Genomic DNA, 21,152 nt, shown 5'->3' on the forward strand with positions numbered 1-21,152 from the left:
TCATCGGTCCTTTTCTGCGCCTTGCGAAAAGAGCTGTTGCAACTCACTGAATGTTACGCCTGCCGTGCTGAACTCGAAGGTGCCCTTGTCGAGAACTTCCCGTGCTGCGTTGCGAATGGCGGTAAATGCAGCCGTGGTCAGGCGCGGCCCGAGCGAGATGCGCCTTACGCCTGCCGAGGCCAGCTCGCTGACCGAGAGCGATGCCGGGGCCAGCACGCTGACAGGTTTGGAAACCGAAGCACAAATCGTTTTGATACGCTCGAGATCGGAGATGCCGGGAGCAAACAGTACATCGGCACCGGCCCTTTCAAAAGCCTGAAGTCGCCTGATCGTATCGTCAAAATCATCCCGGCCGTGAAGGAAGTTTTCGCATCGGGCAGTAAACACGAAGTCTGTCTTGAGCGCTCGTGCAGCCTCGGCAGCGGCAGCAACACGTTCGACGGCGAGCGAAAAATCATAGATCGGGTTGTCGGGGTCGCCGGAAAAATCCTCGATCGAACAGCCGGCAAGACCGGCGGCTTCGGCCGCGAAGATGGTTTCCCCAGCGCTGTCGGCGCTGTCACCCTTGCCCTTTTCGAGATCTCCAGAAACGGGCAGGTCCGTCGCCGAAACCAGATCCCGGCAATGCTGCATCATGACATCGAAGGTTACGCCGCCATCGGGTAGTCCACGTGAAAACGCAAAGCCGGCGCTGCTGGTTGCCAGCGCCTTGAAACCCAGGGAGGTGAGAAATTTCGTCGTCCCGGGATCCCATGGATTGGGCATGAGAAAGATTTCGGGCCGCTCATGCAACTGACGGAAAACCCTGCCCTTGTCCATGACGACCTCCCAGTCGGAAATTAATCAAGCCGTTCCCGTCGATCCGAACCCTCCGGTGCCGCGGGCAGTGTCGCTGGCATGTTGCCGCTCTTCGATGGCGAGCTGCACAACGGGCGCCAGAACGACCTGCGCAATACGCATGCCGCGTGTTACATAGAAGTCATCGTCGCCGAGGTTGATCAGGATCACTTTTACCTCACCACGATAGTCGGAATCAATCGTCCCGGGTGTGTTGAGGCAGGTAATTCCGTTCTTGAGCGCGAGGCCCGAACGCGGGCGGATTTGCGCTTCGAAACCCTGTGGGATCTCGAAAATCAGCCCTGTCGGCGCCAATCCCCTGCGACCGGGCAGGAGCAGCAGCGGCCTGTCTTCGGGCACGGCGGCGCGCAGGTCCATGCCGGCGGAACCGGGGGTTTCGTAGGATGGCAATTCGAGACCCTCGCCATGCGGCAAGCGGACGATCCCGAGCGCGGGATTTTTTTGATAGGCGGAATCGTTTTCTTGAGACATGAAAAGACCTTTTTCACCAGTCGGAACGACCCGTCAACTCACAAGATATGATGCGTCCATTGTTTGCACATAATCTCCTTCTAGCAGGCTTACCCCATCCGGGCGATTCCCAAGCGTGCATTTGCACTGTATCGTCTGTCATTATGATCAGAACCGGGTGATTCATGTGTCGTTGGGCAGCCTATCTTGGACCACAGCTCTACCTTGAAGATGTCATTGCCTCTCCCTGTCATTCCCTGATCGCCCAAAGCCATGATGCGCATGAGGCGAAGACCCGCACCAATGGCGATGGCTTTGGTGTTGCCTGGTACGGCGAGAGGGACGAGCCTGGACTTTACCGCGACATACTGCCTGCGTGGTCTGACCAGAACCTGAAAAGCCTGTCGCGGCAGATCCGCTCCCATCTCTTCCTTGCCCACGTCCGCGCCTCGACGGGCGGTGCAACCAGCCGGATGAACTGCCATCCCTTCGTCTCCGGCAAGTGGAGCTTCATGCACAATGGCCAGATCGGTCATTTTGACCGCTTGCGCCGTGGACTGGAGATCCGGCTCGATGATGCGCTGTATGCACAGAAACTCGGCTCCACTGACTCTGAACTGATTTTCCTGCTGATGCTCCAGCATGGGCTTGACGATGACCCGGCCCAAGCTGTTGCTGAAACCGTTGCCGTCATTGTGGCCGAGGCTGAACGTGCCAATGTACCGGCGTTCATCCGGCTTACCGCCGCGTTCTCTGACGGCAGGCACCTCTATGCGATCCGCTATGCAACCGATCGTTTCGCCCCGTCACTGTACACCGCAACCCTTGCACCGAATGCCGGCCTCTGTGTGGTGTCGGAGCCTCTCGATGGCGAGGTCGGGAACTGGATGCCAGTACCGCCAAACAGCTTTGTGACGGTCAGGAGTGCCAAGCGCATCGCCATAGAGCCGTTTCTGGCGCAAGCGAATTCCGGGCAGGTCGCCGAATCCGTCTGACCTGCCATTCAGAATTGACAGTCGACGGCAGGGGCTCCGACTGATAGAAGGCGCCAACCCTTTCCTTTATCGAGTTTGAGCCCTCTCTATGTCTTCTGCCGACCATCCTGTTTCCAAGCGTCGTACGTTTGCAATCATCGCGCATCCAGATGCGGGTAAAACCACGCTGACCGAAAAGCTGCTGCTTTTTGGTGGAGCAATCCAGCTTGCCGGCGAGGTCAAGGCCAAGAAGGACCGTATCCAGACCCGATCTGATTGGATGAACATCGAGCGCGATCGCGGAATCTCGGTCGTGACATCGGTAATGACTTTCGAATACAAGGATTGCATCTTCAACCTGCTCGACACGCCAGGCCACGAGGACTTTGCTGACGATACGTATCGCACGCTGACCGCCGTCGACAGCGCGGTCATGGTCATCGACGCCGCCAAGGGTATCGAGGCGCGTACGCTCAAGCTTTTCGAAGTGTGTCGCATGCGCGATATACCGATCGTGACCTTCGTCAACAAAATGGACCGGGAAAGCCGCGATCCGTACGAGATACTCGACGAGATCGAGCAAAAGCTGGCGCTTGATACCGCCCCGATCACTTGGCCGATCGGACGCGGCAAGAGCTTTGCGGGCACCTATAATCTGCAAACGAATACCGTGCGCCGCCGCGATGAGGAAGAAGTGCCTACACCCGTCAATGGACCCGAGGCCGCCGGTGCCTCCGGGCTCTTGCCGGAGAACGAGCGCCAGGCCTGGATCGACGAGGTAACGCTGGCCCGCGATGCCTGCAATCCCTTCGATCTTCAGGCGTTCCGAGAAGGGCACCTTACACCGGTCTATTTCGGCTCGGCATTGCGCAATTACGGTGTGCGCGATCTGATCGAGGCGTTCTGCGACTATGGTCCCAGCCCGCGTGCCCAGGATGCCGACACGCGCAAGGTCGAGGCGACTGAAGACAAGATGACGGGTTTCGTCTTCAAGATCCAGGCCAACATGGATCCCAATCATCGCGACCGCATTGCGTTCCTCCGCGTCTGTTCCGGCAAGCTGTCGCGTGGAATGAAAGCCAAGCTGGTGCGGACTGGAAAGCCGATGGGCCTTTCTGCGCCACAGTTCTTCTTTGCCCGCAGCCGCCAGATCGCCGACGAAGCCTGGGCGGGAGATGTTGTCGGCATTCCCAACCACGGAACTCTTCGCATAGGCGATACCTTGACGGAGGGTGAAGATCTCCTCTTTCGCGGCGTCCCGAACTTCGCGCCCGAAATCCTGCGACGGGTGCGGCTCGACGATGCGATGAAGGCAAAGAAGCTGCGCGAAGCCCTCCAGCAAATGGCTGAGGAGGGCGTCGTCCAGCTCTTCCTGCCCGATGACGGTTCACCTGCCATCGTCGGCGTGGTGGGCGCACTGCAGATCGATGTCCTCACGGAACGGTTGAAGGTTGAATACACGCTGCCGGTCGGTTTCGAACCGGCACGCTTCACTGTTGCCCGCTGGATTTCGGCCGACGATCCTGCCGAATTGCAGCGCTTCATCAATGCCCACCGCGCCGACATTGCCCACGATCTGGACAATGATCCGGTGTTCCTGGCGCAGAATTCCTTCTCGTTGTCCTACGAGGCAGAGCGTTGGAAGGCGATCCGTTTCGCGGCGATCAAGGATTACCAGGTTCGCGAAAAGGCCGCCTGACCGCTAGCAAGCACCTTGCGATGGTTGATCCTCCCGCTGTCAGCGCGAGGGGTTGCGCATCATCAAGGGCTTGCGTGACAAAGACTATGGGCTGAGGGCCTTTGCTTTCGAGGATCTGGACGGCAACCGCATCGACGTAGGCCAACCAATCTGATCTCAGCGGGGAGGGATCGCTCCCTCCCCGGTTTGTCCTAGTTCCGCAATTCCCGGCGCAGAATCTTGCCGACATTGCTTTTCGGCAGATCCTCACGGAATTCGACCGAGCGCGGTCGTTTGTAGTTGGTGAGCCGTTCGGCGCAGAAGGCCTTTACGGCTTCTTCCGTCAGCGCCGGATCCTTGCGTACGATAAAGAGTTTGACCGACTCGCCGGAATTGTCGTTGGGGACACCGACGGCCGCGGCTTCGCGAATTCCGGGGTGCTCCATTGCGACCTCTTCGATCTCGTTGGGATAGACATTGAAGCCGGATACCAGGATCATGTCTTTCTTGCGATCGACGATCTTCGTGTAGCCGCGCTCGTCCATGTAGCCCATGTCGCCGGACCGGAAGAAACCGTCTGCAGTCATCACCTTCTCGGTCTCATCGGGGCGGTTCCAATAGCCCGCCATGACCTGCGGCCCCCGTATGCAGATTTCGCCGACCTCCAGGAAGGGAAGCTCCTTGCCATTGTCGTCCCGGATGGAAAAATCCGTTGAGGGCAGGGGGAGACCGATTGTCCCGGAGAATTCCGTGGCGTCGAGCCGATTCGCCGATGCTACGGGGGATGTCTCCGACAGACCATAACCTTCGGTGATCAGGCAGCCTGTCACTTGCTGCCAGCGGTCGGCAACCGGCTTCTGCACAGCCATTCCGCCACCAAGCGAAAGGATCAATCCGGAGAAGTCGAGCTTGCGAAAATCTTCATTGTTCAGGAGGCCGTTGAACAGCGTATTCAGGCCGGGGAAGATGTGCATCTTGTGCTTCTGCAGTTCCTTCACGAAGCCCGGAATATCGCGTGGGTTGGGAATAAGCACATTGAGTGCGCCCTGCTCCATCCCCATCATCGCGTTCACCGTGAGGGCGAAAATATGGTAGAGCGGCAGCGCGCAGATGAATGTCAGGTCGTTGGGCCGCCCCTTGATGCGGTAGGCGACATCGCACCACAGCCGCATCTGAGCGACATTGGAAACAATGTTGCTGTGCGTCAGGATCGCGCCTTTGGAGACGCCCGTGGTTCCGCCAGTATATTGCAGGAACGCGATGTCCTGCCCCGTGACGGCAACGGGCTTCAAGGTCTGGCCCGCGCCCTTGGCCAACGCAGTCTTGAAAGGCGTGTGTCCGGGCAATGACCATGCAGGGACCATCTTCTTGACCCGGCGCACCACGAGGTTCACCAGATGGCCCTTGAGGCCCATCATGTCTCCCATGGCCGCGACGACGACGTGCTGTACCGGTGTCTTGGTGATAACCTTCGCCAGCGTGGCGGCAAAGTTTTCCAATATGACAATGGCTTTCGCGCCGCTGTCCTTCAACTGGTGCTCAAGTTCGCGTGGCGTATAGAGCGGGTTGATGTTGACGACGGTCAGGCCGGCGCGGAGGATGGCCGCAATCGTAACCGGATATTGCAGCACGTTGGGCATCATCACCGCGACGCGGTCGCCTTTGACAAGTCCGCGCGACTGGAACCATGCGGCCATGGACTTGGCATGTCGATCGAGCTCGGCATAGGTAATGGACTTGCCCATGCAGCTGAAAGCCGGGCGGTTGGCATATTTCTCGAAGGCCATGGCGAACAAATCGCCGACCGATTCATATTGCACGGCGGCTATGTCGGCGGGAACACCATCCGGATAGGAGTTCACCCAGAGCTTGGCACGGGTCACCGTCTCCTTGGCCTTCGCCGGTTGCGCCTTGGCTTCTGGCGCACGTTTTCCGGTTTTCATGGCGGGTGTAGTTGTGTTCGCCGCCGTTGCCGCTTTGACTGGAGCCTGGGCGACCATGGCGCCTTTTGCCGGCTTGGCCGGTGTCGTTGCCGGCTCTGCAGGCAAATCCGCCTTCACGGGTGCAGCCTTGGCATTGGAAGCCGATGACCTGGATTTAACAGGACTGGCTGCTTTGACTGGAGCCTGGGCGACCTTGGCGCCTTTCGCCGGCTTGGCCGGCGTCGTTGCCGGCTCTGCAGGCAAGTCCTCCTTCAAGGCTGCGGCCTTGGCATTGGAAGCCGATGGCTTGGATTTTTCAGGACTGGTCGTCTTGTCCAGATCCTTGGTCGTCACCTTTGCAATATTGGCTGGCTTGGCGGGTGCTTTTGCCGGTTTGGTCCCAGCTGCCGCTTCTGCCACAATCGCCGGCTTGGCTTTTGCCTTGGGCGAAGATGGCTTGGCCGCAGCCCCAACTTCAGCCGTTTTAGCAAGAACCTTGCGGGCCTTGCCGGCGTTCGACGTTGTGGCGGAATCACCGCTACTCGCGGCGGTCTTGACAATACCGGTTGGTTTTTTTGTTGCTGATACAGCGGTCTTTGCCGCCTTCTCCGATGCCGGTTGCGCCGGCGCGCGCTTGCGCGCTTTTGCCGGTGTTGTCTCTTTCGCCACTTTAACCTCCCAGTTAGCTCTCTTGAAGCCGTGCGCGGTTCCCCAAAACCCCGCGCATGCTACTCAACAATTCTATCTATTGCGAGAGGTGTCGCTCGCGCAAGTATTTACATTAACGTAAACGTAAAAATGCAGATGCGATTGTTTCCCATCAGTCACCCAAAGAGCACGATATGGGCGCAAAGTTGCCACGGTTCGCCTCGACAAAGCACGGACTCCTCCTTCATCTTGTTAGTGCAAGTTTTGTTCATTCAGAGTCGTTCTGCGGGCAGGTCAAGCCAAGCCGGTCTTGCCTGATGGGTTGGTGTCGGCAAATGTTCCGGTTGCTGACCGACCGGAATATTGGACTGATTTTGAATAGACGGGCCTGCTCGATCGATCGACATGGATTCGCCGTGGAAACAATAACCGTTATCCTGCTGATGCTGCTGGCAGTCGTAGTCAGCGATTCCATAACCCGCATGCTTCCACTGCCGGTCCCGTTGCCGCTGGTTCAGATCGGACTTGGCGCGGCAATCGCATCTGTGACGACCATTCGCGTGGAGCTGGATCCGGATATCTTCTTTCTTCTGTTTCTGCCGCCACTGCTGTTCCTCGATGGCTGGCGCATCCCCAAGGAAGGTCTTTTCCGCGACAAGGGCATCATTCTGGAGATGGCGCTCGGCCTTGTCATTTTTACCGTTATCGGGGTCGGGTTCCTCGTCCATTGGATGATTCCGGGAGTACCGCTGCCGGTCGCCTTTGCACTGGCGGCGATCGTTTCTCCGACCGACCCCATTGCCGTTTCCTCGATTGCTGCCCGCGTACCGATCCCGTCGCGGATGATGCATATCCTTGAGGGTGAATCGCTGCTCAATGATGCATCTGGCCTCGTCTGTATGCGTTTTGCCGTAGCTGCCATGCTGACCGGTTCGTTCTCATTGTCGGAAGCCTTCCTTACTTTCCTGTGGCTTGCATTTGCCGGTATTGCCATCGGGGTCGGCGTTACAGTCGGGGTGACGCGAGGCAAGGCATTTCTGACCCGGCACCTTGGTGAGGAAAGTGGCTCGCAAATCCTCATCAGCCTGCTCATTCCTTTTGGCGCCTATCTCCTTGCGGAACATGTTCACGCGTCGGGAATTCTTGCGGCTGTCGCCGCCGGCATAACCATGAGTTATGCTGAAACCACCGGCCAGTCACTCGCGCTGACGCGCGTCCGGCGTACCGCGGTCTGGGACACTGCACAGTTTGCGGCCAATGGGGCCATCTTCGTGCTGCTGGGCGAACAATTGCCTGGAATATTCTCCGGCGCTGTCGAAAACGTCCAGGCGGGCAGTGCGAGTCCCTTGTGGCTCGGCGTCTACGTTGTCGTCATTTATGCGGCATTGGCAGCATTGCGCTTCCTGTGGGTGTGGGCATCATGGCGCATTGCCCTTGCCCGTCCGGCAAGCGGCAAGCAGTCAGTGGTGCGACCAAGCTGGCAGCTCGTTGCTACCATGTCCTTTGCAGGCGTGCGCGGTGCCATCACCCTTGCGGGTATATTGACGCTTCCTCTCTTTCTCACGGATGGGAGCCTGTTCCCGGCCCGCGACCTCGTCATTTTCCTGGCAGCGGGCGTTATTATCCTGTCGCTGATCATGGCGAGCATCTGCCTTCCCCGGCTACTCAGGAATATGGACCTGCCTGCCGAAGATTCGCATCAGCGCGAAGAAGATTACGCACGTATTGCAGCGGCAGAGGCTGCGATCATGGCGGTCGAACGTGCGCAGCATGAACTCGCTGCGGGCCGTGCTGACGCCGACGTCTACGTTGACGTAGCCACACGGATCATGGAGCTTTACCGCAAGCGCATCGATGGACGCATGCACCTTGGCGAAGAGCGCGAGCAAACGGCGCGCAGCGAGGAGATTGAAAGGCTCCTGCGTATCACAGCGCTCAAGGCCGAGCGCCAGGAAATCTACCGGCTTGTACGGGCAAGAAGGCTGGAAAGCAGCATGGCCACGAGGATGGTCCGGGATATTGACCTGCTGGAAGCCAGATACGGCTAGGTCTGGTCTTCCAGCACAAGCTCAGCACCCTTGGCACCCACCATCATGGCAGCGGCATTGGTATTGCCGGAGATGATATTGGGGAATACCGAGCAGTCGATGATGCGCAGGCCCTCGATCCCGTGGACGCGAAGCCGTGGGTCGACGACGGATTGCGCGGGATCCGCACCCATCCTGCAGGTGGAAACCGGATGGTACACGGTGCCGCTGCGTTTCCTGAAATCGGCAATCAACTCCTCATCGTTCTGGCAACGCGGGCCCGGCAGAAGTTCCTCGACGATCAATCTGGACATGGTAGGCGTCGCGGCGACCTTGCGCAGGAATTTCACCGCATCCAGCATCTCCGCCACATCATGGTCCGTCGAGAAAGCGTTGGGCACAATCCGGGGCTGATCCAGCGGATTGCTGGAACGGATATGGATAGAGCCAACGCTGGTCGGGCGGCAATTGGACAGGCCGATTGAAAACCCTGGCCAGGGGTCCGGGGTCAGGATGGGCCGCTCGCCGGCCTTCGGCACCACGGTGGAGAACGCCTGGAAATAGAGCTGCATGTTGGCGCGCTTGCGCGACGGGTCGGTGCGGAAGAAGCCGCCTCCCTGATTCATGCTGATCGACAGTGGGCCAGTCCGCAACAGCAGGTATTCGATTCCCGCCAGCATTTTGCCCCACCACGGCCGGAGTACCTGGTTAAGTGAAGAAACATTGGCCTTGTAGGTGTAGTTGATCCCGAGATGATCCTGCAGGTTTTCTCCCACCTGAGCGTTGTGATGGACGACAGGGATATCAAGTCCTCGCAAGCGTGTCGCCTCGCCGATGCCCGATAGTTCGAGCAGTTGCGGCGTATTGATGGTTCCGCCCGCAAGGATAACCTCCCGACCTGCCTTGACCGCCTCCTGCCTGCCGTGGCGTGTGAACTCGACCCCGGTCGCTCGCTGTCCGTCGAAGGTGATCCGCGTCACCATCGCGTTCGTGAGCACTGTCACATTCGGCCTCTTCATTGCTGGCCGGAGGAAAGCCCGGGCGGCGGACATACGCCGACCGCCCTTGGTCGTAAGCTGGAATGGACCGACGCCTTCCTGCGTTACCCCATTGAAGTCGGGATTATACCGTAGTCCGGTCTCCTGGGCGGCCTTGATCAGCTGGTTTGCGAGGGGATGAAATAGTTTCGAGCAATCGGTGATCTCAAGCGGGCCACCACGTCCGAGGCTGTTTGGTGGCCCCGCGTGATTTTCAAGCGAGCGGAACACCGGCAGCAAGTCGGCTGCACCCCAGCCAGGATTCCCGTGGTCGCGCCACTCATCGAAATCCTCCGTGGCGCCGCGGACATAGACCATCGCATTGATTGAACTTGACCCGCCAAGCACCTTGCCGCGCGGCCAGTAATCGGCGGTTCCTCCGAGACCTGGATCAGGTTCGGCGCGATACATCCAGTTGACCGATCTGTCATAGAATGTCTTGCCATAGCCCAGCGGCATGGACACGAAAAAGCGCCGGTCGCTGCCGCCCGCCTCCAGCACGAGCACCGTATAGCGCCCGTTCGCGGACAGCCGCTCCGCCACGACCGAACCGGCCGATCCAGATCCGACGATGACAAAATCGAAAGCGCGCATGAACATCTTACCCGGTGCGAAATCGCATGCGGTCAGGATATCCGGCTTCGGCTCCACAAACCCAAACGGCTTTCCGCCATGGCTTATGGAAATTGCGACAGGCCGGCGGGAATTTGTCTCAGCTTCCGCTCACTGCCTGGTTGAGGTTCTCGAAAAACTGCGTCGCAATTTTCTTGGACGTTGATGCTATCAACCGGCTGCCGAGCTGTGCGATCTTGCCTCCCACATCGGCATTGACCACGTATTTCAGCACCGTCTCGCTGCCCTCCTCGATCAGGGTCACGTCAGCACCGCCCTTGGCAAAACCGGCTACGCCGCCCTTGCCTTCGCCGGAGATGGTATAGGAGGACGGGGGATTGAGATTGCTGAGTTCGACCTTGCCATTGAAGCGGGCCTTGACTGGACCCATTTTGACACCCACGGTTGCTTCAAGTTCCGTGTCCGAAACCCTTTCAAGGCTTTCGCAGCCTGGAATGCATGCTTTCAACACCTCGGTATCGTTCAACGCTTTCCATACGGCATCGCGCGAAGCTGCTATCCGTTCTTCTCCCGTCAGATCCATCTTGATACCCTCCCTGCTGACGGAAAGTTAGAATAATATCCACGCAAATAGAAGCGCCCTTAACTGCAGTTCCGCCCGCATCCATCGCGCGCACTTGCCGTATTATGGAAAGTGCCGAGATTCTTGCGTTGATCGATTGAACTGAAGCCGATCCGGTGGCAGTTTGCCCACCAATCAATAGTGGCTTCAGGAGACAGGACATGGTGTCAGCACAAGCGAACGACTTAAAGCGGTCGGTTCAGGCATTGAAAGCACATTGGAAAAAAGGTGCGCCGAAGAACATGCGTGACGCCTTCGCCGATGATCCCAAACGCTTCTCCCGCTATTCGCTTCAGCTCGACGATCTGCTGCTCGACTGGTCGAAATGCCTCGTCGACGACGAAGCGTTGGCGCTGCTTGCGGATCTGGCCAAGGTCGCCAAGGTCGAAGAGCGCCGTGACGCAATGTTTGCCGGCAAGCCAATCAACAACACGGAAGGACGCGCTGTCCTGCACGTCGCGTTGCGCAACCGCTCGGGCAAGCCGATCAAGGTCGATGGCAAGGATGTCATGCCCGGCGTCAAGGAAGTGCTGGATCACATGGCCGCCTTTGCCAATGGCTTGCGGTCGGGCACGATCAAGAGTTCGAAAGGCAAGCCGATCACAGACATTGTTAATATCGGCATCGGCGGTTCGGATCTGGGACCGGCCATGGCTACCCTTGCAATGTCGCCATATCATGACGGCCCGAAAGCCCATTTCGTCTCCAATGTCGACGGCGCACACATCGCCGATACGCTCGCCGGACTTGATCCGGCCACAACGCTGATCATCGTCGCTTCGAAGACATTCACCACCATCGAGACCATGACCAATGCCAAGGCAGCACGCAAATGGATCGCGGATGCTCTTGGCGAAGCGGCGGTCGGAAAGCATTTCGCCGCCGTGTCCACGGCATTGGACAAGGTCGATGCCTTCGGTATCCCGGCTGATCGCATCTTCGGCTTCTGGGATTGGGTTGGCGGGCGCTATTCCATTTGGTCGGCCATCGGCCTGCCGTTGATGATCGCCATCGGCCCGGAGAATTTCGGCCGCTTTCTTGATGGCGCCCATGCCATGGACGAGCATTTCCGCAAGGCAGCGCTTTCCAAGAACCTGCCGATGATGCTGGGACTCGTCGGTTACTGGCACCGGGCCATTTCCGGATATACCAGCCGCGCGGTCATCCCATACGACCAGCGACTGTCCAGGCTTCCGGCCTATCTCCAGCAGCTGGACATGGAATCGAACGGCAAGGGCGTCACAGTCGACGGCAAGCCGGTTTCCGGCCCGACCGGACCCGTGGTCTGGGGCGAACCCGGTACCAACGGCCAGCATGCCTTCTTCCAACTGCTGCATCAGGGCACGGACACCATTCCTGTCGAATTCATTGTTGCCGCCAAAGGCCACGAACCACATCTTGATAACCAGCATGAGATGCTGCTTGCGAACTGTCTCGCCCAGTCGGAGGCACTGATGAAGGGCCGCACCCTGGAAGAGGCCAGCGCCCAGCTCAAGGCCAAGAACCTGCCCCAAGCGGAAGTGAAGCGGATCGCCCCGCATCGGGTCTTCACCGGGAACCGGCCATCGATCACAATCATCCACGACAAGCTCGACCCTTACACACTCGGCCGCCTGATAGCCCTCTATGAGCACCGCGTCTTCGTCGAGGCGCAGCTGTTCGGCATCAACGCCTTCGATCAGTGGGGTGTGGAACTCGGCAAGGAACTGGCGACCGAACTGCTGCCGGTGGTTTCCGGTGAGGTAAAGCCGAAGGGGAAGGACGCTTCCACGCAAGGTCTTGTCGCGCACCTGCGCAAGCGCCGCGGTAAATAGGGCTAAGGTCAAAGACAGGATAACGGGAAGAGAATGATGAAGACTGAAATGATTGCACTCGCGGGCGATGTGCCGGGCAATTCGATTGAACTGCGCGTTCTGCGCTTCGAAGGCAGAAATGAAAAGGCCCCTAGCGCCTATCTGCAATCCTCCCTGCACGGTTCGGAGCTGCCGGGGCAGGCCGCACTCCATTTTCTCATTCCCATGCTTGAAAAGGCCGAGAAGGAAGGCCGCGTCGCCGGCAAAATTACAGTCGTTCCTCAGGCCAATCCCCTCGGTTCTGCGCAATGGCTGGCGCATCAGCATCTCGGGCGTTTCGAGTTCTTCTCCAACGTCAACTTCAACCGTTCCTTCCCGCTTCTCGAAACCTTCGACACCTCCAAACTCCCGGAAATTGACGCACCGAAATCGCTCGCCGAGCGGCTCAAAGCCCAACTTCTGCGTCTGGCACTTCCACATGAAATCGTCCTTGACCTGCATTGCGACGACGAAAGCGAAAGTTACCTTTATATTCACAAAGCCTTCCTGCCCGAGATGTATGATCTCGCATCTGCTCTTGGATCGACAGCCGTCCTTTCCTGGGACAGCACGGCCGATGCGGCTTTCGAGGAAGCCTGCGCCCATCCGGTTCTGCACCTGCCGGAGGAGCAGCGGAAAGCACGGGCCGTCACCACGGTCGAATTCCGCGGCCTGAACGACGTCGATGTCGAGACGGGTAGATCGGATGCCGAGGGGCTCTATCGTTTCCTCGTCCATCGCGGTGTCATCAGCGACAGCAGCATCGAATTGAAGGTCGATTTCAACGGGCCTGTCACCCCTCTTGAAAATGTCGAGATGATCCGCGCGCCACAGGGCGGTATGATCCTCTTTCATGTCGATATAGGTGATGAGGTGGAGGCGGGCGCGAAGCTCGCGACGGTGGTGACCGTACCCGGCGACCCAAATGGCGACGTGACATTGACCGCGCCTCAGGCTGGGCGAATTCTGACCCGCCGCAGTCATCGTTACACGCGGCGCGGGGATGACCTGCTGAAGTTGCTGGGCGCGAAACGTTCTGACAGCGCCAGACCCGGATCGCTGGAAGCCTGATGGCAACTGGCGGCTCATCCCCGATCCGCGGCATCCTGTTCGACAAGGATGGCACGCTTGTCGACTTCAACCGCACCTGGTTCGGCATCACCATGGAGCTGGCGCATCAGGCCGCAAATGGCGACGAAGCGCGGGCACGGACACTGGTGGAGGCGGGTGGTTACGATTGGGAAATGGAGAAATTCCGCGGCGGGTCTGTCGTCGCCGCCGGAACCATCAATGACATTGTCGACTTGTGGCATCCGGAACTCACCCTCTCGGAAAAGCGTGAACGTATTCGCGCCTATGACGAGTACGCGGTGCGGGAGGGCTCGCGCCGTGCCGTCGGCATCGAAGGCCTGCGCGAAACGCTCGAAGCACTGGTAGAGCACGGTTATGTGCTTGGGATCGCCACTAATGATTCGGAGGCAGGGGCACGGGCAACAGCAGAGGCATTGGGCCTGACGGCATTGTTCAAAGTCATCATCGGCTATGATTCCGTCGCGCGTGCCAAACCGCATGCGGACCAGCTCCATCTCTTTGCCGCCAGAACCGGTCTGGCACCCGATGTGATTGCCATGGTTGGCGATAACGCCCACGACCTCGAAATGGCGCATGCGGCCGGCGCTGGACTCGCCATCGGCGTATTGTCGGGCAATAGTACCCTGGACGATCTCGGCCCGCTCAGCGACGCGATCCTGGGTTCCATCGCCGAGCTTCCGCAATATCTGGAAAAGCGCAGGGCAATGCCCACCCCTTGAGGGGCTCCTTGCATCTCCCCGATTGCCACGATGACAATGATTTGCGTGATTGAAGCTGAGCAGAATGTTATCAATCCGAAATCATCAATGCGTTCGAGCGAGGATCGGATGGACAGCAAGGGTTTTGCCGTTGGGATTAATGATGTCGAGGCGGCCGCATCACGGCTGGAGGGTAAGCTTATGCCCACCCGCCTGCTGGAATCGGAAGCGCTGAACGCCAGATACGGCGCTCGCATCCTCTTCAAGCCTGAATGCCTGCAGCGCACCGGTTCATTCAAGTTCCGCGGCGCCTACAACCGTATCAGCCAGTTCACCGATGAAGAGCGCAAGCGCGGCATCATTGCCTATTCTTCGGGTAATCACGCGCAGGGTGTCGCGAGTTCCGCTCGCCTCTTCGGCATCGATGCCGTTATCATCATGCCCGCCGACGCACCGCAGACCAAGATCGCAAACACCCGCTCCTATGGCGCCAAAGTTGTCTTGTTTGATCGCTACAAAGAGAGCCGAGAGGCCGTTGCACTACCTTTCGTCGAGGAACGCGGCATGGTGCTGGTACCGCCCTATGATGATCCCTCGATCATGGCAGGGCAGGGAACAATCGGTCTTGAACTCGTTGCCGAGGCGAGGGATCGCGGCTTGTCCCTGGACGACGTCTTCGTACCCAGTGGCGGCGGCGGTCTCATCAGCGGCATCTCCGTTGCAGTGAAGGCAGGCTCTCCGCAGACGCGCATCTGGGGCGTCGAGCCGGAAAACTTCGATGATCTGCGCCGCTCCCTGATTGCAGGTGAGCGTGTCAGCAACGAAGCCGGCCACCGTTCGATTTGCGATGCAATTCTGACTCCCCAGCCGGGCGAGCTGACCTTCCCGATCAACAAGCGCAATCTTGCCGGAGGTGTTGCCGTATCGGATAGCGCTGTCAGATCCGCCATGCGCGATGCTGCCAATTATCTGAAGCTGATCGTCGAGCCTGGCGGGTGTGTTGCCCTGGCTGCCCTCGCATCTGGCGAGGTCGATATCAAAGGCAAGACTGTCGCCGTTGTCCTTTCGGGCGGCAATGTCGACCTCGACGTCTATGGGGGGCTGATCGCGGCGGCCTGATCCGCCGGGTGCTTAGACCTTCGTTTAAGATGGCCCGAAATGCCGCCAATTGTCATCAAACTGTTATCCGGGATGTCATAGTCAGGCAGAACGATTGAGGTATGCTTATTGAACATGTCCGACATGGTGGCTGCGTCCGCCATGGATCCGTCCTGCGCCAGCAGGTGCGACGGGATCGGCAGCATTGCCAAGAAGCGTGTCCCCAACCGTCCCCCAGCCAGACAGCCAGAGGTCACATTTGATGAGCAAAAAAACCGAAATATCCGAGGGTACGCTGCTCGAACTTTACGGCAGCCCTGAGGTCAATCCGTCCGATAACCAAACCATGGGTGAAATCATATCCCAGCGCTTTTCACGACGCGGCCTGCTCAAGGGTGCGGGTGCTGCTGCGGCCATTGCCGCGACTGTCAGTCCGATGGCGTTGCTGATGGCGGACGAGGCCCGCGCCGATTCGAAGTCATCCTTCAACTTCAAGGAAGTAGAAGCCGGTGTCGATGACACACACCATGTGGCGGAGGGCTATGATGCGGACGTCCTTCTGCGTTGGGGCGATCCGCTCTTCCCCGATTCGCCCGCTTTCGACCCCGCAAACCAGACGCCGGAGGCGCAGGCCAAACAGTTCGGCTATAACAATGACTATGTCGGCTATATTCCGATAGACGGCTCGTCGGAACATGGGCTGCTCGTGGTCAATCATGAATATACCGCTCCGCTTCTGATGTACCCAAAGACCCAGCGCGAATCCGCAGACAGTGCCCTGCAGAAGCAGCTCGCCGACATTGAAATGGCTGCCCATGGCGGCACGGTCGTCGAGATCAGGAAAGTCAGCGGCAAATGGCAGGTGGTCAAGGAAGGCAAGCGCAACCGCCGTATTACCGCCAACACGGAAATGATCGTTTCCGGCCCTGCTGGCGGGAATGAACGGCTCCAGACAATTGCCGACCCATCCGGAACCAAGGTCTTGGGAATGATCAACAACTGCTCGGGTGGGGTAACCCCCTGGGGCACCTATGTCTCTGGCGAAGAAAATTTCGGCAACTATTTCAAGGGCAAGCTCCCGGTCGGGAGCAAGGAGGCCGGCAACTATGCCCGCGTGGGTCTTAAGGAAAAACCCGACTACAGCTGGGCGAACTTTTATGACCGTTTCGACGTCTCGAAAGAGCCGAATGAGGCAAACCGCTTCGGCTGGATCGTCGAAATCGACGTCAATGATCCAACCTCGAAGCCGAAAAAGCGCACTGCGCTCGGCCGCTTCAAGCATGAAGGCGCTTTCGCGACCCTTGCCAAGGATGGTCGCGCCGTCGTCTATCTCGGCGATGATACACAGGGCGAGTATGTCTACAAATTTGTCAGCACGGGAAAATACAATCCCGACAACAGGGCGGCCAATCTCGACCTTTTGGATGAGGGCACGCTTTATGTGGCAAGGTTTGAGGCGGATGGCACGATGGAATGGCGCCCGCTCGTTTTCGGCACGGGTCCCCTAAACGCGACCAATGGGTTCAACAGTCAGGCTGATGTCGTGATCGAGGCGCGGCGTGCTGGTGACCTGCTCGGCGCCACCAAAATGGACCGGCCGGAGGATATCGAGGCCAACGAGGTCAATGGCAAGGTTTATGTCATGCTTACCAACAACAAGTCGCTTAAGTCGGATCAAGTCAATCCGGCCAACCCGCGGCCGAACAACAAGTTCGGTCACATCATCGAGATTGCCGAGGAAGGCAAGGACTTCGGCGCAACCAGGGGCACGTGGGAAATATTGTTGAAGTGCGGCGATCCAAGCATTGCTGACGTCGGTGCGTCTTTCTCCACCGAAACGACCAAGAATGGCTGGTTTGGCATGCCGGATAATTGCGCGGTCGATTCCGCTGGCCGGCTCTGGGTTTCGACCGATGGCAACAATCTCGAGGACACAGGTCGTACTGACGGGATTTGGGCTGTAGAGACGGAAGGGTCTGCCCGGGCAACGTCCAAGCTGTTCCTGCGCGTGCCTGTCGGAGCAGAAATGTGCGGACCGCTGATGCTGCCCAACATGGAAACAATGATGGCAGCGGTCCAGCATCCCGGCGATGGCGATTGGATCGACGACACACGCTCGAATACTTTCGAAAACCCGTCAACGCGCTGGCCGGACTTCAAGGAAGACATGCCGCCGCGTCCCTCGGTTCTCGTCATCACCAAGAAAGGCGGCGGCAAGATCGCTGTTTGAACCTGCCTGACAGGAGCCTTTCGGGGCAGAGCCGCCGCGGTCCACGCGCAGCATGATAGCTAATGCAACGACGGTGCCAAGTGCACTGCAGCATAGCATGTCGGTTTAAGAGGCACTGTCCTCCCAGCCGAACGCCGGTTCTGCGAGCAGGCGGGCGTGGTTGCGCACGTCGGTTGGCCAGACCTCTGTCAAGTCGGTGAAGCGCTGCACGTTGCCCGCATAGAGCGCCCTTGCGGCCTCTTCATAGCTCGGCTGGTTGCCAGCCATCACCATCATGAAGCGGTCGGCTGCCTCCTGCGCCTGCCGCCGCTTCTCGCGTTCGCCGCCGGCGTTACGTGCCGCATCGACGAGCTTGCGTAACGTAACGGATGCGCCGCCGGGCTGCGCGTTCAGCCAGTCCCATTGCCGCGGAAGCAGCGTTATCTCACGGGCCGTAACGCCGAGCTTCGGCCGCCCCGGCTTGCGTGGGGCCGTCTCAAGCCGCGCGCGGATCTCCGCATCGCTGCCGCGCAGGTCGAACTCCACCTGCCTTGCGGTGGCGTCATCAAAGACAAGCACCGTATCCCCGGTGTCCGCTGCCCGCTTCAATGCCAGCGCCACCTCAAGGCGCGTTCCGCTCGCAATCCGCCGCATGCCTTGAAAGGCCGTGCATGTCTGTTCTGTCGTTTCCATCGGGTCACGTTTTACCCGGGTAAAATAATTTCGTCAATCTACCCGGGTAAAACTATTTGCGTCCTTCTCCCGCACCGCACACGCCCGCCCTTCCAAATCGGTCCGAAATGCTCTATGTGGCGCGCATGAGCACGCCATTAGACCACATCCGCAATTTCTCCATTGTCGCCCATATCGACCATGGCAAATCCACCCTTGCCGACCGCCTCATCCAATCGACGGGCGGGCTGGAGCAGCGCGACATGAAGGAGCAGGTGCTCGACTCGATGGATATCGAGCGTGAGCGCGGCATCACCATCAAGGCGCAGACTGTCCGGCTCAACTACCGCGCCAAGAACGGCGAGGACTATGTCCTCAACCTGATCGACACGCCCGGCCATGTCGACTTCGCCTATGAGGTGTCACGCTCGCTGTCCGCCTGCGAAGGCTCGCTGCTGGTCGTCGATGCCTCGCAGGGCGTCGAGGCGCAGACGCTCGCCAATGTATACCAGGCCATCGACAACAATCACGAGATCGTCGTCGTCCTCAACAAGGTCGACCTTCCCGCCGCCGAGCCGGAGCGTATCCGCGAGCAGGTCGAGGAGGTCATCGGCATCGATGCCAGCCAGGCCGTGCTCATCTCGGCCAAGACCGGCCTCGGCATTCCGGATGTGCTCGAAGCCATCGTCAACCAGCTGCCGCCGCCGCGCGAAGGCGATCGCAACAAGCCGCTCAAGGCGATGCTGGTCGACAGCTGGTACGACGCCTATCTCGGCGTCATCGTGCTGGTGCGCATCATCGACGGCGTACTGAAAAAGGGCCAGACCATCCGCATGATGGGCACCGATGCGAAATATCCGGTCGAGCGCACCGGCGTGTTCACGCCGAAGATGCTCGCCGTCGATGAGCTCGGCCCCGGCGAATTCGGCTTTATCACCGCCTCGATCAAGGAAGTCGCCGATACGCGCGTCGGCGATACCATCACCGAGGACAAGCGCCCGACTGCGACCGCCCTTACGGGCTTCAAGCCGGCGCAGCCCGTCGTCTTCTGCGGCCTCTTTCCGGTCGATGCGGCGGACTTCGAGGATCTGCGTGCCGCCATGGGCCGCCTGCGCCTCAACGATGCCTCCTTCTCCTTCGAGATGGAAAGCTCCGCCGCGCTCGGCTTCGGCTTCCGCTGCGGCTTCCTCGGGCTCCTGCATCTCGAGATCATCCAGGAGCGGCTGGAGCGCGAGTTCAACCTCGATCTCATCGCCACCGCGCCGAGCGTCGTCTACAAGCTCAACATGACCGACGGCACCCAGCGCGAGCTGCACAATCCCGCCGACATGCCGGAAGTGATGAAGGTTGCCACCATCGAGGAGCCGTGGATCCGCGCGACGATCCTCACCCCGGACGATTATCTCGGCTCGATCCTGAAGCTCTGCCAGGATCGCCGCGGCATCCAGATCGATCTCAACTATGTCGGCAAGCGCGCCATGGTCACCTATGACCTGCCGCTCAACGAGGTGGTGTTCGATTTCTACGACCGGCTGAAATCCATCTCCAAGGGCTATGCCTCCTTCGACTATCACCTTTCGGACTATCGCGAGGGCAACCTCGTCAAGATGTCGGTGCTGGTCAATGGCGAGCCGGTGGATGCATTGTCGATGATGGTGCACCGCGCCGCCGCCGAAAAGCGTGGCCGCGACCTGTGCGAAAAGCTGAAGGACCTCATCCCCAAGCACATGTTCAAGATCCCGATCCAGGCGGCCATCGGCGGCACGGTCATCGCGCGCGAGACCATCTCGGCGCTGCGCAAGGATGTGACGGCCAAGTGCTATGGCGGCGACGTCTCGCGCAAGCGCAAGCTTCTGGAAAAGCAGAAGGAAGGCAAGAAGCGCATGCGCCAGTTCGGCAAGGTGGAGATTCCGCAGGAAGCCTTCATCCAGGCGCTGAAAATGAGCGACAATTGAGGGCTGAAACGCCAGTGAAGCGACGGGGAGGGGCATTTCCTGCTGACCGCAGTGCGCACCCAAGCCCTTCCAAAGACCCCTCCCAACTGCTTCGCAGTCTCCCTCCCCACAAGGGGGAGGGCGAGAACCCGTTGAAACCCCCACGTTCCCACACTTGTAACCTTAAGCGTCTTCCATCCAGGTTTCTTGTCGGCGGCATGATCGCGTTCAGCCTGGCGCTCGCCGGCTGCACCTCAACCCGGCCACGCACCCCGCCCGCAGCCGTTTCCGCCGCGCAGGGCGACGACCAGCCCGAGCCGCTTGATCCAGGCATCAAGCCGCTGACCGTGGAACAGGAAGAGCAGGTTGGGGGGTAATGTTGCCAAGCCGACTCCAGCAGAATTCTGGTCGGCCTGGTCTCAACGGAGCCCCTTGCAACTCCTAGCTTGGCCAGTATAAACGCGTCGGTTGCCGCCGATTGCCATGAGCAATAGCGCCAGGCATCGCAGGGCATACCTCCCATGCAGATATTGCACTGCACAATCCCCATTCGTGCACTTACCTTATGGCTGTTGAAACATATCCCCAAGGGAAACGGCCATGAGCTTTCTGATTGATTTCGCCACACGCAGCCGCCGTAGGAATGACAGCGCCTATCGCGAGGCCTATGCCATGCTGCAGGGCATGAGCGCTGCCGATCGCGCCGATATCGGCATCAAGCAGGCGGATTTTGCTCGCATTGCACGCGAGATGTCGCGCCGCTGAGGTGTGCGTGCTCTTATGAGGTGCGGCGCTCCGAGATTCGTCGACCTCCCCACGATGAAGAGC

18 protein-coding genes and 1 pseudogene are annotated in these 21,152 nt (G+C 59.3%); 11 read left to right on the forward strand and 8 right to left on the reverse strand.

Going from position 1 to position 21,152, the window contains the following annotated elements; translation table 11 throughout:
- Window positions 1–819 (reverse strand): isocitrate lyase/PEP mutase family protein, encoded by an 819-nt coding sequence (locus K9U38_RS03770; RefSeq protein ID WP_224493011.1) that lies wholly within the window; start codon window positions 817–819, stop codon window positions 1–3.
- 24 nt (window positions 820–843) lie between these two features.
- Window positions 844–1,329 carry a dUTP diphosphatase gene (gene dut / locus K9U38_RS03775; protein ID WP_224493012.1) on the reverse strand — a complete coding sequence of 162 codons (486 nt, stop codon included), beginning with the start codon at window positions 1,327–1,329 and terminating at the stop codon, window positions 844–846.
- 164 nt (window positions 1,330–1,493) lie between these two features.
- Between dut and K9U38_RS03780 the strand changes: the two genes are divergently transcribed.
- The 3 genes and pseudogenes from K9U38_RS03780 to K9U38_RS03790 form a co-directional block, all read left to right on the forward strand.
- Complete coding sequence (locus tag K9U38_RS03780; protein ID WP_224493013.1) at window positions 1,494–2,303, forward strand: class II glutamine amidotransferase; 810 nt, start codon at window positions 1,494–1,496, stop codon at window positions 2,301–2,303.
- 88 nt (window positions 2,304–2,391) lie between these two features.
- Window positions 2,392–3,981 (forward strand): peptide chain release factor 3, encoded by a 1,590-nt coding sequence (locus tag K9U38_RS03785; protein ID WP_224493014.1) that lies wholly within the window; start codon window positions 2,392–2,394, stop codon window positions 3,979–3,981.
- A 37-nt stretch (window positions 3,982–4,018) separates the two neighbouring features.
- Window positions 4,019–4,135: pseudogene (locus K9U38_RS03790) on the forward strand (VOC family protein); the annotation flags it as partial.
- 37 nt (window positions 4,136–4,172) lie between these two features.
- Here the strand turns inward: K9U38_RS03790 and K9U38_RS03795 are convergent.
- Window positions 4,173–5,903 (reverse strand): long-chain fatty acid--CoA ligase, encoded by a 1,731-nt coding sequence (locus tag K9U38_RS03795; protein ID WP_370631819.1) that lies wholly within the window; start codon window positions 5,901–5,903, stop codon window positions 4,173–4,175.
- Between the two features lie 1,043 nt (window positions 5,904–6,946).
- Between K9U38_RS03795 and K9U38_RS03800 the strand changes: the two genes are divergently transcribed.
- The gene (locus K9U38_RS03800) at window positions 6,947–8,578 is read left to right on the forward strand and encodes a Na+/H+ antiporter (RefSeq protein WP_224493015.1); all 1,632 of its coding nucleotides are present in this window, start codon (window positions 6,947–6,949) and stop codon (window positions 8,576–8,578) included.
- On the opposite strand, the gene K9U38_RS03805 is transcribed toward K9U38_RS03800, so the two are convergent.
- Together K9U38_RS03805 and K9U38_RS03810 are read right to left on the reverse strand one after the other, a co-directional pair.
- Complete coding sequence (locus K9U38_RS03805; protein WP_224493016.1) at window positions 8,575–10,188, reverse strand: GMC family oxidoreductase; 1,614 nt, start codon at window positions 10,186–10,188, stop codon at window positions 8,575–8,577. The two genes, K9U38_RS03800 and K9U38_RS03805, sit on opposite strands and share 4 nt — an antisense overlap.
- 118 nt (window positions 10,189–10,306) lie before the next feature.
- Window positions 10,307–10,750, reverse strand: a complete 444-nt coding sequence (locus K9U38_RS03810) for an SRPBCC family protein (protein ID WP_224493017.1) — start codon at window positions 10,748–10,750, stop codon at window positions 10,307–10,309.
- Window positions 10,751–10,950: 200 nt separating this feature from the next.
- Here K9U38_RS03810 and pgi point away from each other — a divergent pair, with 200 nt between their 5' ends.
- From pgi to K9U38_RS03830, 4 genes are all read left to right on the forward strand, one after another.
- Entirely contained in the window at window positions 10,951–12,603 is a 1,653-nt protein-coding gene (gene pgi / locus K9U38_RS03815; RefSeq protein WP_224493018.1) for a glucose-6-phosphate isomerase, read from the forward strand.
- 36 nt (window positions 12,604–12,639) lie between these two features.
- Window positions 12,640–13,692, forward strand: a complete 1,053-nt coding sequence (locus K9U38_RS03820) for a M14 family metallopeptidase (protein ID WP_224493019.1) — start codon at window positions 12,640–12,642, stop codon at window positions 13,690–13,692.
- Window positions 13,692–14,432, forward strand: coding sequence for an HAD family hydrolase (locus tag K9U38_RS03825; protein ID WP_224493020.1), 741 nt, complete (start codon window positions 13,692–13,694; stop codon window positions 14,430–14,432). The genes K9U38_RS03820 and K9U38_RS03825 overlap by 1 nt, the downstream gene beginning before the upstream one ends.
- A gap of 108 nt (window positions 14,433–14,540) precedes the next feature.
- Window positions 14,541–15,530: a threonine/serine dehydratase family protein gene (locus K9U38_RS03830; protein ID WP_224493021.1), complete on the forward strand. Its 990-nt coding sequence runs from the start codon at window positions 14,541–14,543 to the stop codon at window positions 15,528–15,530.
- Here K9U38_RS03830 and K9U38_RS03835 read toward each other — a convergent pair.
- A complete protein-coding gene (locus tag K9U38_RS03835; protein ID WP_224493022.1) occupies window positions 15,503–15,721 on the reverse strand; it encodes a hypothetical protein in 219 nt (72 codons plus the stop codon). The genes K9U38_RS03830 and K9U38_RS03835 overlap by 28 nt on opposite strands.
- A gap of 50 nt (window positions 15,722–15,771) precedes the next feature.
- Here K9U38_RS03835 and K9U38_RS03840 point away from each other — a divergent pair, with 50 nt between their 5' ends.
- Window positions 15,772–17,739: a PhoX family protein gene (locus K9U38_RS03840; RefSeq protein WP_224493023.1), complete on the forward strand. Its 1,968-nt coding sequence runs from the start codon at window positions 15,772–15,774 to the stop codon at window positions 17,737–17,739.
- A gap of 105 nt (window positions 17,740–17,844) precedes the next feature.
- On the opposite strand, the gene K9U38_RS03845 is transcribed toward K9U38_RS03840, so the two are convergent.
- On the reverse strand, window positions 17,845–18,411 hold the full coding sequence (locus K9U38_RS03845; protein WP_224493024.1) for a DUF2239 family protein: 567 nt from the start codon (window positions 18,409–18,411) through the stop codon (window positions 17,845–17,847).
- 125 nt (window positions 18,412–18,536) lie between these two features.
- Here K9U38_RS03845 and lepA point away from each other — a divergent pair, with 125 nt between their 5' ends.
- The gene (lepA, locus tag K9U38_RS03850; protein WP_224493191.1) at window positions 18,537–20,345 is read left to right on the forward strand and encodes a translation elongation factor 4; all 1,809 of its coding nucleotides are present in this window, start codon (window positions 18,537–18,539) and stop codon (window positions 20,343–20,345) included.
- Window positions 20,346–20,578: 233 nt separating this feature from the next.
- On the opposite strand, the gene K9U38_RS21955 is transcribed toward lepA, so the two are convergent.
- The gene (locus K9U38_RS21955; protein WP_255606926.1) at window positions 20,579–20,710 is read right to left on the reverse strand and encodes a hypothetical protein; all 132 of its coding nucleotides are present in this window, start codon (window positions 20,708–20,710) and stop codon (window positions 20,579–20,581) included.
- Window positions 20,711–20,924: 214 nt separating this feature from the next.
- Between K9U38_RS21955 and K9U38_RS03855 the strand changes: the two genes are divergently transcribed.
- Complete coding sequence (locus tag K9U38_RS03855) at window positions 20,925–21,089, forward strand: hypothetical protein (protein ID WP_224493025.1); 165 nt, start codon at window positions 20,925–20,927, stop codon at window positions 21,087–21,089.
- Window positions 21,090–21,152: the final 63 nt, after the last annotated feature.

Source organism: Phyllobacterium lublinensis (assembly GCF_020164435.1).
Classification (GTDB): Bacteria; Pseudomonadota; Alphaproteobacteria; order Rhizobiales; family Rhizobiaceae; genus Phyllobacterium; species Phyllobacterium lublinensis.

What these genes read in the sequence shown, in the direction of transcription:
- K9U38_RS03770 (WP_224493011.1), bottom strand. Translation starts at nt 819, where the DNA reads ATGGACAAGGGCAGGGTTTTCCGTCAGTTGCATGAGCGGCCCGAAATC.
- dut (WP_224493012.1), bottom strand. Translation starts at nt 1,329, where the DNA reads ATGTCTCAAGAAAACGATTCCGCCTATCAAAAAAATCCCGCGCTCGGG.
- K9U38_RS03780 (WP_224493013.1), top strand. Translation starts at nt 1,494, where the DNA reads ATGTGTCGTTGGGCAGCCTATCTTGGACCACAGCTCTACCTTGAAGAT.
- K9U38_RS03785 (WP_224493014.1), top strand. Translation starts at nt 2,392, where the DNA reads ATGTCTTCTGCCGACCATCCTGTTTCCAAGCGTCGTACGTTTGCAATC.
- K9U38_RS03795 (WP_370631819.1), bottom strand. Translation starts at nt 5,903, where the DNA reads ATGAAAACCGGAAAACGTGCGCCAGAAGCCAAGGCGCAACCGGCGAAG.
- K9U38_RS03805 (WP_224493016.1), bottom strand. Translation starts at nt 10,188, where the DNA reads ATGCGCGCTTTCGATTTTGTCATCGTCGGATCTGGATCGGCCGGTTCG.
- K9U38_RS03810 (WP_224493017.1), bottom strand. Translation starts at nt 10,750, where the DNA reads ATGGATCTGACGGGAGAAGAACGGATAGCAGCTTCGCGCGATGCCGTA.
- pgi (WP_224493018.1), top strand. Translation starts at nt 10,951, where the DNA reads ATGGTGTCAGCACAAGCGAACGACTTAAAGCGGTCGGTTCAGGCATTG.
- K9U38_RS03820 (WP_224493019.1), top strand. Translation starts at nt 12,640, where the DNA reads ATGAAGACTGAAATGATTGCACTCGCGGGCGATGTGCCGGGCAATTCG.
- K9U38_RS03825 (WP_224493020.1), top strand. Translation starts at nt 13,692, where the DNA reads ATGGCAACTGGCGGCTCATCCCCGATCCGCGGCATCCTGTTCGACAAG.
- K9U38_RS03830 (WP_224493021.1), top strand. Translation starts at nt 14,541, where the DNA reads ATGGACAGCAAGGGTTTTGCCGTTGGGATTAATGATGTCGAGGCGGCC.
- K9U38_RS03840 (WP_224493023.1), top strand. Translation starts at nt 15,772, where the DNA reads ATGAGCAAAAAAACCGAAATATCCGAGGGTACGCTGCTCGAACTTTAC.
- K9U38_RS03845 (WP_224493024.1), bottom strand. Translation starts at nt 18,411, where the DNA reads ATGGAAACGACAGAACAGACATGCACGGCCTTTCAAGGCATGCGGCGG.
- lepA (WP_224493191.1), top strand. Translation starts at nt 18,537, where the DNA reads ATGAGCACGCCATTAGACCACATCCGCAATTTCTCCATTGTCGCCCAT.
- K9U38_RS03855 (WP_224493025.1), top strand. Translation starts at nt 20,925, where the DNA reads ATGAGCTTTCTGATTGATTTCGCCACACGCAGCCGCCGTAGGAATGAC.